Source organism: Solibacillus sp. FSL K6-1523 (genome assembly GCF_038005225.1).
Lineage (GTDB): Bacteria > Bacillota > Bacilli > Bacillales_A > Planococcaceae > Solibacillus.
This window is the reverse complement of record NZ_JBBOSU010000001.1, coordinates 851,111-864,458: the sequence shown is the minus strand read 5'-3', so window position 1 is coordinate 864,458 and position 13,348 is coordinate 851,111. Positions and strand designations below refer to the sequence as shown.

Genomic DNA, 13,348 nt, shown 5'->3' with positions numbered 1-13,348 from the left:
ACTAAATCCGCCCTTCTTCATTGAAAACTAGTTGCACTGTTTTTTTAAATACGCGCTCAATATGCTTTTTTTGTTTTTCAGCTTGCGCGAATTCTGCAATCGCCCGTTCACTCGTTGAAATCACAAGCTGGATATGATCATCTACTTTTTCCATTGCCATATTTTTTACAACATTTCGTTTCGTCATATTTAATGCATACACAAACTTAAGTATCGCGCCAAAATCCCGCAATTTTTTTAAGTCATCCTTTGAAATCCACGTTTCAAAAGGCTCTGCAAAACGTTGGAAATAGTCGCGGTTTTTATAAGATGCTAATAATGCCAATTTCACGCGCTCTACATGTGATAAACCATTGATTGATTGATTTGAAATTAAATAGAACGTATGCTGACTGGAAGAATCTAGCTCAATATATTCACCAATAGCATACACACGCGCCGCCCTTCTCAATAACTGAAAATCATTTTCCTCATAGATCAGTAAATTCAATTGACAGCATTGCTCGTAAAATTGCGAGGCTAACTGAACGAGCGTCTCTACTTCCTTCTCAGAACGATTATAAGTTAACGCTAGCCGCCGTGCGTTGTCATCAAACACATTATACTTATCGTAAGCTTGTGGGTTCTCCTGTAAAACACGACTAATGATAAGCCCTTCCCGTAACCCTTTTTTACTAATTTGGATGACATCTGTATGTACAGCCGTCATTAGCGCAATAAAAACTTCTAATGCAAGAACAATGCTATCTGCTCGGTCCGAAGATAAACCATCTAATTGTTTCAATTCCTCAAAGGTAAGTTTTGTTAATTGATTTTGTAAGTCCACTAAGTTATTTAATTTCATTTCGTATTGGTGAACGCCAGATAGTGGATAGTCCATCTGTTGTTGATGGATTTGAGCGATATTTCGCGCACTCCCCCCAATTGCAATGACAGGCAATTTTATTTCTTTCATCCATTCTACAGACGAAAATTGATTGGTGACAAAGCTCCGTAATTGTTCCCTTTCATCTGTACTAATAATCGTACCACGCACGAACTTTTGCATAAGTGAGACCGTACCAAACGGAAAACTAATTGTTTTTTGCAACTTTTTATTTTTAAATACAGTAATTTCTGTGGAGCCCCCACCAATATCAATTGTAATAGCAGAAGGCGTATCCATTGAATTTGCCACTGCAACAAATCCATAATACGCTTCTTCTTCTTCGCTTAAAATATCGATGGACAAGCCTGTTTTTTCTTTCATTCGCGCAATGATTTCAGCGTTGTTGATCGCTTGTCTTACCGCAGCTGTTGCGGCAGCTTTGACATCGGTTACACGATAATCAGCTAATATGAGCTTAAATGAATTCAATATATCCGTTAAAAGAAGAATCCCTTCCTCAGACATTTCACCACTGGGCAAAATATACGTTCTTAAACGTGCGACTGTTTTTATATTGCCAAATTCACGTAAGCCCTCATTTTTATCGTATGAATATAACACTAAGCGAATGGTGTTGGAACCAATATCGATAATGGCCGTTTTTAAATTTTCCATTTTACGCTGTCACCTCTTGCTGAAATATAATTACATCAAATTACTTTTAACACAAAATCATACAGTTTTTTCAAAAAAAGCCGGAATTACTTTTTCAAGTATCCGGCTTAACTTTTCATTTTTTCATTTACAGCTAAATTATAAAATTAACTTATCCATTTTTAAAATTAACTCGGCAATTTCAGGTTTTGAAATTTGTTCTTCTGCTCCAACTTGATCACCTTTATGACGTAAATCATCTGTAATTAAGCTAGAGAAAATGATAACCGGTAATTTTTTCAAATCTGCATGTTCTTTAATCTTTTTCGTTAAATGGTGACCATCCATTTGCGGCATTTCAATATCAGTTACAACCATTTGTACATGGTTTTCAATGTTTTTGTCGGCTTTCACAAGCGTTTCTAAGTATTCATAAGCATCCCGTCCATTTTCGAAAAACTCGGTATTCACATAGCCTGCCTCATTCATCGTATCAAATAACAGTTTACGTAATAAAGGCGAATCTTCTGCAATTACGACTTTCTTCTCTGTACGTTCACGCTTACCAAGCTTTTTAACTGCATCCACACTAATGCTTGATTCTGGGTTTATATCGACCATAATACGTTCAAAGTCTAATAATAAAATCATTTCATCATTACGCTTAATAACGCCGATTACTTGAGATGTGCCACCTTGATACATATCAGACGGTTTTTCAATCTGATCCCATGAAATACGGTGAATTTGCGTGACATTATCTACATGGAATACAACGCGTTGTTTATTGAACTCTGCTACGATGTATTTTTGCTGTGGGCTGCGAACGTCCGTTGGAATGCCTAAAACCTTTAACATATCTACAACCGGCAATACCTCGCCGCGCAATTGAATAATGCCCTCCACATGAGGGTGTACATGCGGAATAAATGTAACGGGGATCGGCTGGATAATTTCCTTTACTTTAATTACATTAATACCAAATTTATTATTAGCAACTTCGAATTCAACAATTTCTAGTTCATTCGTGCCACTCTCTAGTAAGATTCCTTTTGAGTTCTCCAAAGTATGCCACTCCTTCCAATTTACCAAGTTTAATATACATCCATTGTATCACAGGGGATTAAAATCTCATATAAACGTTTTGTGACACAAATTGGGATAAATACTATCAAATAGTACAATTAACGATAGTTCTTAATTAATGCTTGTGTACCATTTTCCCCGTAGCCTTCTTCTAACAATTTGTCATACATTGATTTTGCTAAGCTTAAGCCCGGTAGTTGTAAATTCATACGTTCCGCCTCATCTAGTGCAATTTTCATATCTTTAATCATATGTTTAATATAGAAACCTGGGGCTAAATCTTCGTTAAGAATACGTGGAGCTAAATTGGATAATGACCATGACCCAGCTGCACCAGCAGTAATCGAGCGCAACACTTCTTCCATTTTTAAACCTGCACGCAAGCCATAAGCCATCGATTCACAAATGCCAATCATGCCAGATGCAATCGCAATTTGATTACACATTTTCGTATGCTGTCCCGCACCTGCATGCCCCTGGTAAATAATATTTTGACCAAACACTTCAAAAATTGGTTTTAGCTGTTCGAAAATTTCCTCATCGCCCCCAACCATTAACGATAAAGTACCATTTTTCGCCCCAACATCCCCACCTGATACAGGTGCATCGAGACTATGTATGCCTATTTCTTTTGCTTTTATATATAGTTTTTGTGCTAATGTTGGCTCTGATGTTGTCATATCCACAACAATCGCCCCTGATGCCACAGATGAAAAAATACCATTCTCCCCGTTATATACTTCTTCCACATCAGCTGGATAGCCTACCATTGTAAAAATAATTTGTTGTTCCTTACTCGCTTCTGCCGGTGTCGCAGCCCATTTCGCACCGAGTGAGATTAATACATCCGCCTTACTTCTAGTCCGTGTATAAATCGTTACGTCGTGACCTGCATTTAATAAATGTTTAACAATACTTGTACCCATAACGCCTGTTCCGATAAACCCAATTTTTTTTGAATCCATTTTAAAGCCCCCTCATTGTTTTATTTCATTTTAACAAAATAAGGGTAAACTTCAATGGAACATAATGAATTGTTACATAATTTAAAAAACTCCACAGCTATCTATCTGTCTGTCTACTTCAATTTTTGAATTATGCTGCTACCTACATTGTGCAGGTAACAGCGCAATTCATTTCAATGAAGCGAGTTAATTTAATACTTTTAACTTTACCGTTTTAACGCCCCATGCCATCGCATTATCATAAGATGGAATAAATACGTCAATTTTATTTCCTTTAATAGCTCCACCCGTATCTCCAGCAATCGCTTCCCCGTAACCTTCCACCCATACCTTTGTACCAAGGGGAATGACCCGTGGATCAACGGCGATTACTTTTCGATTTGGATTGGCGCGCAAATCAATACCGTAAGCGGTCGTCCCAGAACAGCCTGTACAATAAGCCGTATATGCCGTTGCGGTCACAACCATTTCTTTAGAGTCCACGTCAGGTTCGGGGGGCTCTACTTCCTCCTTTACTTCTACTGCAGGTGGTGGATTATTCACCGTTACGATGATTTCCTCCTGCTTTTCTGGCTCATTTTCCTCAACGGTTATTCCATTTGCATCCTCACCCTCTACATTCAATTGTTGTCCAGGGTAAATCAAATAGTCGTTTAACTGATTTTGACTTATGAGTGAATCAAGTGGAATATCATGCGCTAATGCAATGCGGTACAAATTATCTCCCTCAACGACGGTATAAACCTCTTCTACTAAATCATCGTTAAAGGTGACTGACGAATCTAAAGTATCCCTATTCCAACCGTATAAACCCATTTCTTTATCGATATATATATCGGCAATATTGTTATCATGTATTGGTGCAGGATATTCCATTGCTGCATATGTTACCGAATTCATCGAAATTGCAATAATTGCAAAGATAAAAAAAACTTTAAACTTCAACATAATGCTCCTCCTCTGTAATAATTTGGTGAATTTCGTCCAGTGTTGCCCGAAAGTTACAAAGAATAAACATAATTTAAAGAAAAAGAAGAAAATTGTACCAATATTGACTTACTAATTAAGCTTTTTCATTCAGAATTTACTGCTTGTGTCCGGGAAAATTCGCTTGGAGGCTGACCTGAATTTGTTCTATCCGGCACTTTGGAGGTTCTATCCATTACTTTTTGATTTTTATCCATCACTTTCAACTTTCTATCCGTTATACTAATCAATCCATCTACTTTTTGAGAATAATTTATACATTCACTCGTTGTATTAAGTGAAAAGGCTTTTTCAATAGAAAAGGGAGCGAAATAAATGAAAAGTACACCGGCAAATTTTATTTTGCGATTAAAAAAACAAAAGGAAGATGCACTTGAGTACATTATTGATGCATATATGCCACTCGTAAAAACGATCTCGATGAAAATATTACACAATCAAAAGCGCTCAGATATTGATGAATGCATTAATGATGTTTTTCTAGCCGTCTGGCAAAATGCAAATCAATTTCAAGGAGAACCTGAAGATTTCAAAAAGTGGCTTAGTATGATTACGAAATATAAAGCAATTGATCGCTATCGCCAAAGTGAAAAACAGCGAGTTAATGAGCAATCCGATGCGCCGCTTGAACAAACAGCGAGTGCTTTGCAAACCGAACAGAGACTTATACAAAAAGAGGCGAAAAACGAAATTTTATTTGCACTCAGTCAATTAGAAGAACTCGATCGCAATATCTTTATGATGAAATACTATTTAGAACTATCCAATAGCGAGATTGCACATTCACTCGGACTAACAAAAGCTGCCGTCGATAATCGGTTATACCGTGGAAAAAAAGTATTGGCGACCAATCCAAAATTAAAGGAGCGATTAATATGAGTATGAAAGAATGGATAGAGCTCGATGTGGATCAGCTTGAATTAGAAGAAGTAACGAACATGGAAAAAGCTCGTGTTAAACAGCATGTCCTAAAAAAACGGAAGAAAACACCACTTTGGCGCAAAATTTCCGTAGCGGCCATCCTACTTATTAGTGCGACAGCTGCAACAAGCTTTGCCTTCCCTTCTATAGCATCACAGCTACCATTTATGGACAATGTCATTCGCTATTTTGATGATGAATATAAGCAATTTACAAATTTTGAAACGTTCTCCAGTGAGGTTGGATTGGCGCAAACAAGTAGTGGTATGACCGTTATGATTGACAGTGCAGTATACGATGGGACAAATATTACCGTATCCTATGCGATTGAAACAGAACATGATTTTGGCGAGTTAATGCATGTTCGTGGACCTCATTGGTTTGATGTTGTTGGAGCTCGTGGCAGAGGTGGAAGTGATCGCATCTCAAAAATAAGTGATAATCGTTATGTAGGACTTGCTAGTTTCACACCTCGTTTTAAAAACGATGTTTATCCTGAAACTGTTGAAGTCACATGGAAACCTAAAGCTTTTTATAATACGGTTACAAATATGGAGGTCGAAGGTGATTGGTCATTTGCCTTTTCACTTGACCGTTTAGCAGGTAACGTACAGCTTGTGAATGAAACAGTTGCCAATTCAGAAGTGAGTTTTACCCTTCAATCCATTGAATACACAAATGTTTCAACAATACTTTCTTATAATCAAGAAGTTCAAGAAAGCTTACTAAAAAAGTGGAAAGAAGTAACACCTATTTTCAATATTACAGATAATCTTGGTAATCAATATATGGAGGGAACTGGAGGTGGCGGGAAAACATCCGATGGCTACCGAACATTTGAAGGATCTACCACTTTTGGCGCAATTCATGAAGATGCTACTGAGCTTATCATTCAACCTGTCGCAATTGCGAGCTTAATGTATGGTAAGGGGCATATTGAAATTGATTTAGAGCCGATTGTGATTGATTTACAGTGATTATCCCTCAAATCACGTTGTACGGCTCCAGAAAATATAATGTTAGCAACAGGAGCGCTGTAAATAGAGCGTTATAATACTGCATTTACAACGTTATAAATATGCATAATTTTATTCATTAAAGTCGAAAGTGCAACTGTGTTCCAAATACCCCTAAAATATTGCTATGATTAGCTTTTGAAGGAAATGTATATAGTCCTGTATAAACATTGTTTAGCAGAAAAGCCATGAAACGTTGATTTAACAACATTTCATGGCTTTTGGTGTCTCCCAAATTTTTGTTTTGGAACGTTATTTACGTTTATTTTGTATACGTTATAAATCCTTGTTGTACTAAAGTAACCGTTAGCTGAAGAAAAAATTATTATAAAAACCATTCTCCCTGGGCAATTTTTTCTACTTTACCTCCTACATAAATGTTGATTCTCCCGTTATCATCACTTGCCTTTAAAAACAATAAAGAAGGTCTGTTAATTTCATACCCCTGTTCTACTCGAACATCTATTTCTCCTCTTTGGAAATATCGATATTTAATTAAAAAAGATGCTAAACATCCATTAGAACTTCCAGTAGCTGCGTCTTCGGGAATACCATAATAATCTGCAAAGTCTCGAACATTTAAATCATTTTCAGAACTATACGCTTCAGGAGAAAAAACCATAATTCCTTTTGCATCAGTATGTTCAATTAATTCAAAGTATTTTTCTCTATCTATTCTTACATTTTTTACTGCTTCTAAAGATTTTAAAGGTACAATAATTACTGGAAGTCCAGTTGAAACTTCCTGGATAGGAAATCTATTATCAATGGAATCTTTATCTATATTTAAAACATCGGAAACCTTATTTGCATCTAAAACCTGTCCAAAAGTTGGTTCATTTTGTTTCATCCATATAATTTCTTCTTGATTATCGAACGAAACAGGAATCTGTCCAGCTTTATAATTTAAAATGAGTCTATCACAGGGGCTTTCTAATATTTCATTTTGAATGACATATGCAGTTCCTAAAGTCGGATGTCCAGCAAAAGGAATCTCTTCATTAGGAGTGAAAATTCGAACGTCATAGCCATTATCTTTTTTGATATTTGATAAGATAAAAGTAGACTCAGAAAAATTAATTTCCTTGGCTATTTGTTGCATTTCATTCTCTGGAATTTTTTCAGCATTTTTAAAAACTGCAAGTTGATTTCCTGTATATTTGCCTTGTGAAAAAACATCAACTATAGAGTATTTAATTTTCATCACTCATCCCTCCTTATATAATTTTACCACAAGTAACGGTGGTTAAATTAAAACGCCCCTAAGTGCCCTTGGTAACATTTCATTGAGATTCTATTTATATGTTATCCCCATTCAGAACCAGTGGAACGAACAGTCTTCTTTAAAATTATTTATCGCAGCATCTCAGAGTGTTATTTTCTATAAAAAACAACGACAAACACTGATTTAACAGTATTTTTCGCTGTTTTAAATATTACCAAGCTTGCATTTGAGAACGTTATTAGGTTTAGTTTTGTATACGTTATAAATCCTTATTGCACTAAACACCCGTTGGCTTAAAAAGAACTTTCAATAGTTACAACCAATTCATTCACAAGTTCTTCAGATACATTTCTTCCTTGTCCATGAAAGACTTTATCCTGATAAATTATAATTTCTGAACTCGGATAATGTTCTTTTAGGACTATGCTTAATCCAAACAAAGCTTCATCTGATGGTATATGTTCAAATTCTATGGGTCCATTAAGTTGTTGAAGAAGAAGAATTATTCTTTGGATATCATCAGTATCTGTAATTTTAGTAGGTAACTTATTATCAATTCCTACAACCTCTAGATATTCAATTTCAGACAGATTTAGAAAACCTTCATAAATAACCATTTTCCCCCTATTACCATTAATTATATATATAAATAAACCTATAGCAATGATTACTATTATGATAATAATTCGTTTTTTCTTAATCAATATTTGCCCCCTTTTTATTAAATTCTACTGCTGCGTTATTTAGATTTGTTTTGTATACGTTATGAGTAATAAAATTATGGATGTTTTATTTATCTGTTATATTTTTTAAATATAACACTTTCAAAAAGAATCATTAAACCACACATTAAAATTAAAAAATAAAAACCTTTTGAATCATGTTCCATAAAAACTAAATAAAATCCAATTGGTCCTAATAAAATGAATAGTATCCAAAAGATTAAAGTATTACCCAAAATCTTCTTCGATAAAAACTCATAAATCCCCCTCCTTCTCGTTAGATTTATTTTATAAATTATATCATAAATGTTTATTTATGGATTTTATTTTCAGGATAGTTCCCAAAGCGTCGTTGAATTTATATAAAACATAACAAAAAACAGGATGCTCCAATACAATCGAAACATCCTGCCTATATTACTCCACTAATTCATTTGCCAACGTTTTTCTACTAATCCAATAACCTTGTACACTAAAAATAACGATGACCGCAAATAAAAAGAATGCGCTCACGCCAAGCAATATTCTAAAATCAAAGAGAATTGGCGAGCCTTGATCAACGAGTGCTAATAATTTCGTAAATGCCAATCCAATAAGTGTACCTACAGCGAGCCCGTATAAAACGAATGACAACACTTGCGATAAAATAAGCTTCATGAGCCCATTGGGTGTAAGCCCGATTAAACGCTGGATTGCATAATCTGTGCGTTTGCCATAAACCGTATGGAGCAATGTTTGAATGACCCCTAAACAAGTGGCTACTACAAGCACAATTAATACACCCATAAGTAAGCTCCAACGTTGGTAATACACCTGTTCAATTTCCGCAGTATATGTGTCATAGTCTGAAAATGCCAACGCCGGCCATCGCTCATGTAGAAAGCTTAGTTCACTTAATGTTTGCTCGATATCCGAAGTTTGCACCATAATATCTCGGAGGTGAATAGACGGAGGTAATTGAACAATTTCAGATGACCAGTCAAAATACACATCACTATGCGTATTTTTCGGTTCAATAATCCCCACCACTTTTGAAGGTGCAATTTCTTCAACTTGCTGTAGGTCAAAATTATATACACCTAACGGAATTTCGTCGCCAATAGCTATTCCTTCTGATTTCGCAAAATCCGTTGTGACAATAATCCCCTCATCTACTGAACCTGCTATTTCAGGTATTTCTCCACGTTCGATTAACTGCTCCATGTCAACTGCTTGGGAAGTAATAGAGTTCCATCCACCATTCAAATACAATTCTGAAGATGCGTAACTGCTCCTTGCATAGGCATAGTCAACTGAAGGTAACGCTTCAATTTCCTTTACAATATCATTCGTAAACGTCGGATCCGATAAATCATTTTTGATTGCTACAGGGGCTTCGTATAAATAAGCAATATAATCCTTCTCATTCTCTTTTGTACTTTTAAACAACGTCGTGCCAAAAATAAGGATGACCATCAATCCAATAATGCTTAATACAATCGGCATATTTTTTCGAACTTGCGGCATTAATTGCTGACATGCTAAATACGCCTCTTTACCGAATAGCATTCTTACTGGCTGTAACCCAACTTTTAATAGCATACTGAATAAATACGGCATCAAATACAAAATAATTAACGTGATGAGTATGCTACCAATCAATATTTGTAGTGCACTTTCCCCAGAATTCCCTCCAACGAGCCCCGTTAAAATGCAAAGTAACGCGATAACTGCGACGCTTCCAATTACGAAAAGTTTTCCCTTTGTAAAGCGCAATTCCGTATCATGATTGTCCGTCATAATTTGCAATGGCAATAAACGCATGCTTTTTTGCACTTGTCTTTGTATAATTCCAAACAGGACAACAAAAAGAGCAGCTGCAATGACGAGCGCTAACCAAATCGGAAATTCCGTTCGTGCTGGGGGTAATTGCATTTTATCCACAAGAAATGGCAGCCATAATTTAATGACAGCTAAACTAAATAGAACCCCAAATGCTAAGCCAATCGATAAAATCGCCATGAGTTGCGCTTGTACAATTTGCCCCACTTGTTTTGTCGTCGCACCGAGCGCACGTAATACCGTGAGCTGTTCCTTTAATTTAAATAACACGAGCTGGAATGTCGACATTAATAATACCGACGTAATTAACAATACAAAAACCGATAACACAATCATGAAAATCGCTAAAGCTTGAAAATTCCTTTTAACGAAATCGTATTCATTGACGATATCAATGCGTAGCTCGCTATCTAAATTCGTTAAGAGCTCTGTAATATATTCAGGTGAAGCACTTTTATGCAGATCAATCAGTGCATATTTGCCGACATCCTGTTCCGTTGCCGACAACCACTTTTTTACTGTATTATTTGCAAAGATGGCCATTTCCACTTCCGAGCCACCAGGTAGCGGTGTTAATATTTCTTTCACGATATACGGCTCGAATTCAATGTCGATTGTGTCGCCTACTTCTTTCTTGAAAAGCTTGGCGATTTTTTGAGAAATGACGACTTCATTTGCCTGTATATTTTCTTCAAAATTATAACGACTTTTTACGAGTGCATCATCTTCCACTCCGACCGTATAAACAAACGGCAATTGTCCCTCCACATTCGTATGCGCTAACAGTATAGGTGATACACCTGTTACACCTTCCATCATTTCTATCGCAGCAACTTGGTCGGCAGTCACCCATTGTTCTTGATCGGGATTATAGCCAACGAACATTTCTGCATCGCCAAGTAACGCTTGCATTTCCTCTTCCATTTGCGCTTTACCATTCCAAATATACATCGACATCGTCATAATTAAGCACACCGAAACGGCAATAATACTTATACTTGTGACGATTTGCGTTGTCGCCGCGCGAAATAATTTAAAGGCAATTGCTTTTAAGTTAAACATTAATGTTCACCTCTTGATACAACCTTAAATTTAGCAAGAATCGCATCTAAATCAGCCTCTGTTTGTTCATTTTGATAGGAATCCACAATGGCACCGTCATGGAAAAACAGCACGCGATTCGCATACGTCGCAACATACGGATCATGTGTTACGAGTAAAATCGTTTGCCCAGCGCTTTGAATATCAACAAGCAAGCGCAAAATATCGTCCGTTGTATTCACATCGAGCGCACCAGTTGGCTCATCTGCAAGTAAAATTGGTGGCTTCGTAATAATGGCGCGTGCAATCGCTACCCGTTGCTTTTGCCCTCCTGATAGTTCATGTGGACGATGCTTGCGCCAATTGTAAATGCCCAATTGTTGCATCGTTTCCTCAACCCGCACTTTAATTTCCTTACTCGGAATATCATTTAATATAAGCGGTAGTGCAATATTGTCCTCGACATTTAAATCTTTTAATAAATGAAACGACTGAAAAATAAAACCGATATTTTCTTTGCGGAAATTGGATGCGCGCGGCTCTTTATAAATGGCATTCGCTTCTTCACCAAATAAAAAGAGTGTACCTTCAGTCGGTTCATCAATTGCGCTAATCATATTAAGGAGCGTACTTTTCCCTGAGCCGCTTGTTCCCATAATGGCAACCATTTCCCCTTGATAAATGGTGCAATGGACATTTCTCAACGCATTGACTTTATGTTCCTTTTGCTTAAACACTTTCGACATGCCTTCAATACGCAAAACTTCTGTTAACCTCGATTGTGGAACTGGAATTTTTTCAATGATTTCCTTCAACGGATTGAACCCATTCATCTATGTAAGCCCCCTTTAATAATTGTCGCAAACGCTGTAACCCCCTGCGAATATTTGTTTTCACCGTACCTTCAGGCAGTTCTAAAATTAATGAAATTTCTTTCACTGTATAATCTTGATAAAAACGAAGCAGCAAAGCAGTTTTATATTTTTCTTCTAATTGGGATAATGCTTGCCACAAATCAATTCCTTCCTCGACATTAGAAGATTGCTCAACCGCTGCATATGAGTCAAATTGTTGCGGCTCGGTTAATTGTGTATGCTTTGTTTTCTCTATGTATGTTTTACTGCAATTAATAACGATGCGGGTCATCCAAGTTGTGAAGTATTGCGGTTCCTTTAATTTTGGTAATGCTTCATATGCACGGATCACCGATTGTTGAAATATATCAACAGCATCATCTTCATTTTGGACATACACATACGCGATTCGGTAAAGTTGATTTTGCAAAGGTTCGATGAGTTCATAAAAGGATTGCTCGTCCCCTTGCTGTGCTTTTTCAACTAAACTTGTATGGATCATTACGATACGCGCCGCCCCCTTTCACCTATTAGACTCCGAGTTTTTGGATTTCGATTCAACTTTTTTCCAATTACTTTATATTATCACCATAATTTAGGGTGAATTTCCATTTCAAATCAGATTCATAAAAATAAAAACCCCTGTATAAAGGCTTAACACACTCCGTTTATACAGGGGAAGATATGAAATTTTAAAGTTGTTTAGTAAAACAAATAATGCGGTTCGCTTCTATAAATCCTAAACGAATATGCATCGCGAGACTTTCTTCATTGTGCAGTTCACAGTCACTCGCAAATTCACTACACCCTTGTCCTTTTGCCCATTGCTCACAAGCAACGATTAATTTTCTTGCTAGCCCTTGTTTGCGGAATGCATCTTTTACATAAACACCTTCTAAATAACCAACTGGGCTTGTACTTGTACCTTCCACGTAATCATTGCGGATTTGACATTGCGCAAAACCAATCGCTTTTCGTTCGTTATAGGCTAACATAATCATTGCATCTGACTGCATAATGATTGTTTTCATTTCTTCAGCCAATTCCGCCATATCATTATCTGGCCATAACGCAACCGCAAGTTCTGCAACGGTTGTAATATCTTCTAAAGTAGCTTTTTTTAACATTCTATTCCTCCTACCTACTAATACATTCGCTTAATTATATCGCTTACAATTTACTGTGACC

General features: G+C 36.5%; 12 protein-coding genes. 2 read left to right on the top strand and 10 right to left on the bottom strand.

Annotation, left to right across the window (positions count from 1 at the left end; translation table 11 throughout):
- Position 1: 1 nt before the first annotated feature.
- From MHI10_RS03905 to MHI10_RS03890, 4 genes are all read right to left on the bottom strand, one after another.
- Positions 2-1,543, bottom strand: coding sequence for a Ppx/GppA phosphatase family protein (locus MHI10_RS03905; RefSeq protein ID WP_340783134.1), 1,542 nt, complete (start codon positions 1,541-1,543; stop codon positions 2-4).
- 138 nt (positions 1,544-1,681) lie between these two features.
- Positions 1,682-2,587, bottom strand: coding sequence for a chemotaxis protein (locus MHI10_RS03900; RefSeq protein ID WP_340783131.1), 906 nt, complete (start codon positions 2,585-2,587; stop codon positions 1,682-1,684).
- A 119-nt stretch (positions 2,588-2,706) separates the two neighbouring features.
- Positions 2,707-3,573, bottom strand: coding sequence for an NAD(P)-dependent oxidoreductase (locus tag MHI10_RS03895; RefSeq protein WP_340783130.1), 867 nt, complete (start codon positions 3,571-3,573; stop codon positions 2,707-2,709).
- 186 nt (positions 3,574-3,759) lie between these two features.
- The gene (locus MHI10_RS03890; protein WP_445683208.1) at positions 3,760-4,518 is read right to left on the bottom strand and encodes a 3D domain-containing protein; all 759 of its coding nucleotides are present in this window, start codon (positions 4,516-4,518) and stop codon (positions 3,760-3,762) included.
- A gap of 357 nt (positions 4,519-4,875) precedes the next feature.
- Between MHI10_RS03890 and MHI10_RS03885 the strand changes: the two genes are divergently transcribed.
- Together MHI10_RS03885 and MHI10_RS03880 are read left to right on the top strand one after the other, a co-directional pair.
- Positions 4,876-5,439 carry a sigma-70 family RNA polymerase sigma factor gene (locus MHI10_RS03885; protein WP_340783126.1) on the top strand — a complete coding sequence of 188 codons (564 nt, stop codon included), beginning with the start codon at positions 4,876-4,878 and terminating at the stop codon, positions 5,437-5,439.
- Entirely contained in the window at positions 5,436-6,458 is a 1,023-nt protein-coding gene (locus tag MHI10_RS03880; protein WP_340783124.1) for a DUF4179 domain-containing protein, read from the top strand. The genes MHI10_RS03885 and MHI10_RS03880 overlap by 4 nt, the downstream gene beginning before the upstream one ends.
- A gap of 364 nt (positions 6,459-6,822) precedes the next feature.
- Here MHI10_RS03880 and MHI10_RS03875 read toward each other — a convergent pair whose 3' ends face one another.
- The 6 genes from MHI10_RS03875 to aac(6') all read right to left on the bottom strand — a co-directional run bounded on the left by MHI10_RS03875 (position 6,823) and on the right by aac(6') (position 13,287).
- Positions 6,823-7,704: a PhzF family phenazine biosynthesis protein gene (locus tag MHI10_RS03875; protein ID WP_340783122.1), complete on the bottom strand. Its 882-nt coding sequence runs from the start codon at positions 7,702-7,704 to the stop codon at positions 6,823-6,825.
- 311 nt (positions 7,705-8,015) lie between these two features.
- A complete protein-coding gene (locus MHI10_RS03870; protein ID WP_340783120.1) occupies positions 8,016-8,426 on the bottom strand; it encodes a hypothetical protein in 411 nt (136 codons plus the stop codon).
- A 435-nt stretch (positions 8,427-8,861) separates the two neighbouring features.
- Positions 8,862-11,327, bottom strand: coding sequence for an ABC transporter permease (locus MHI10_RS03865; RefSeq protein WP_340783116.1), 2,466 nt, complete (start codon positions 11,325-11,327; stop codon positions 8,862-8,864).
- On the bottom strand, positions 11,327-12,052 hold the full coding sequence (locus MHI10_RS03860; protein ID WP_445683207.1) for an ABC transporter ATP-binding protein: 726 nt from the start codon (positions 12,050-12,052) through the stop codon (positions 11,327-11,329). Before MHI10_RS03860 ends, MHI10_RS03865 begins: the two co-directional genes overlap by 1 nt.
- Positions 12,053-12,104: 52 nt before the next feature.
- Positions 12,105-12,662: a sigma-70 family RNA polymerase sigma factor gene (locus MHI10_RS03855; protein ID WP_340783112.1), complete on the bottom strand. Its 558-nt coding sequence runs from the start codon at positions 12,660-12,662 to the stop codon at positions 12,105-12,107.
- Positions 12,663-12,852: 190 nt separating this feature from the next.
- Positions 12,853-13,287: an aminoglycoside 6'-N-acetyltransferase gene (gene aac(6') / locus MHI10_RS03850; RefSeq protein WP_340783110.1), complete on the bottom strand. Its 435-nt coding sequence runs from the start codon at positions 13,285-13,287 to the stop codon at positions 12,853-12,855.
- Between the last annotated feature and the right edge of the window lie 61 nt (positions 13,288-13,348).

Bases quoted from the DNA above. Each gene is read 5' to 3' on its own strand.
- MHI10_RS03905 (WP_340783134.1), bottom strand. From the start codon at position 1,543: ATGGAAAATTTAAAAACGGCCATTATCGATATTGGTTCCAACACCATT.
- MHI10_RS03895 (WP_340783130.1), bottom strand. From the start codon at position 3,573: ATGGATTCAAAAAAAATTGGGTTTATCGGAACAGGCGTTATGGGTACA.
- MHI10_RS03885 (WP_340783126.1), top strand. From the start codon at position 4,876: ATGAAAAGTACACCGGCAAATTTTATTTTGCGATTAAAAAAACAAAAG.
- MHI10_RS03860 (WP_445683207.1), bottom strand. From the start codon at position 12,052: ATGTCGAAAGTGTTTAAGCAAAAGGAACATAAAGTCAATGCGTTGAGA.
- MHI10_RS03865 (WP_340783116.1), bottom strand. From the start codon at position 11,327: ATGTTTAACTTAAAAGCAATTGCCTTTAAATTATTTCGCGCGGCGACA.
- MHI10_RS03855 (WP_340783112.1), bottom strand. From the start codon at position 12,662: ATGATCCATACAAGTTTAGTTGAAAAAGCACAGCAAGGGGACGAGCAA.
- MHI10_RS03880 (WP_340783124.1), top strand. From the start codon at position 5,436: ATGAGTATGAAAGAATGGATAGAGCTCGATGTGGATCAGCTTGAATTA.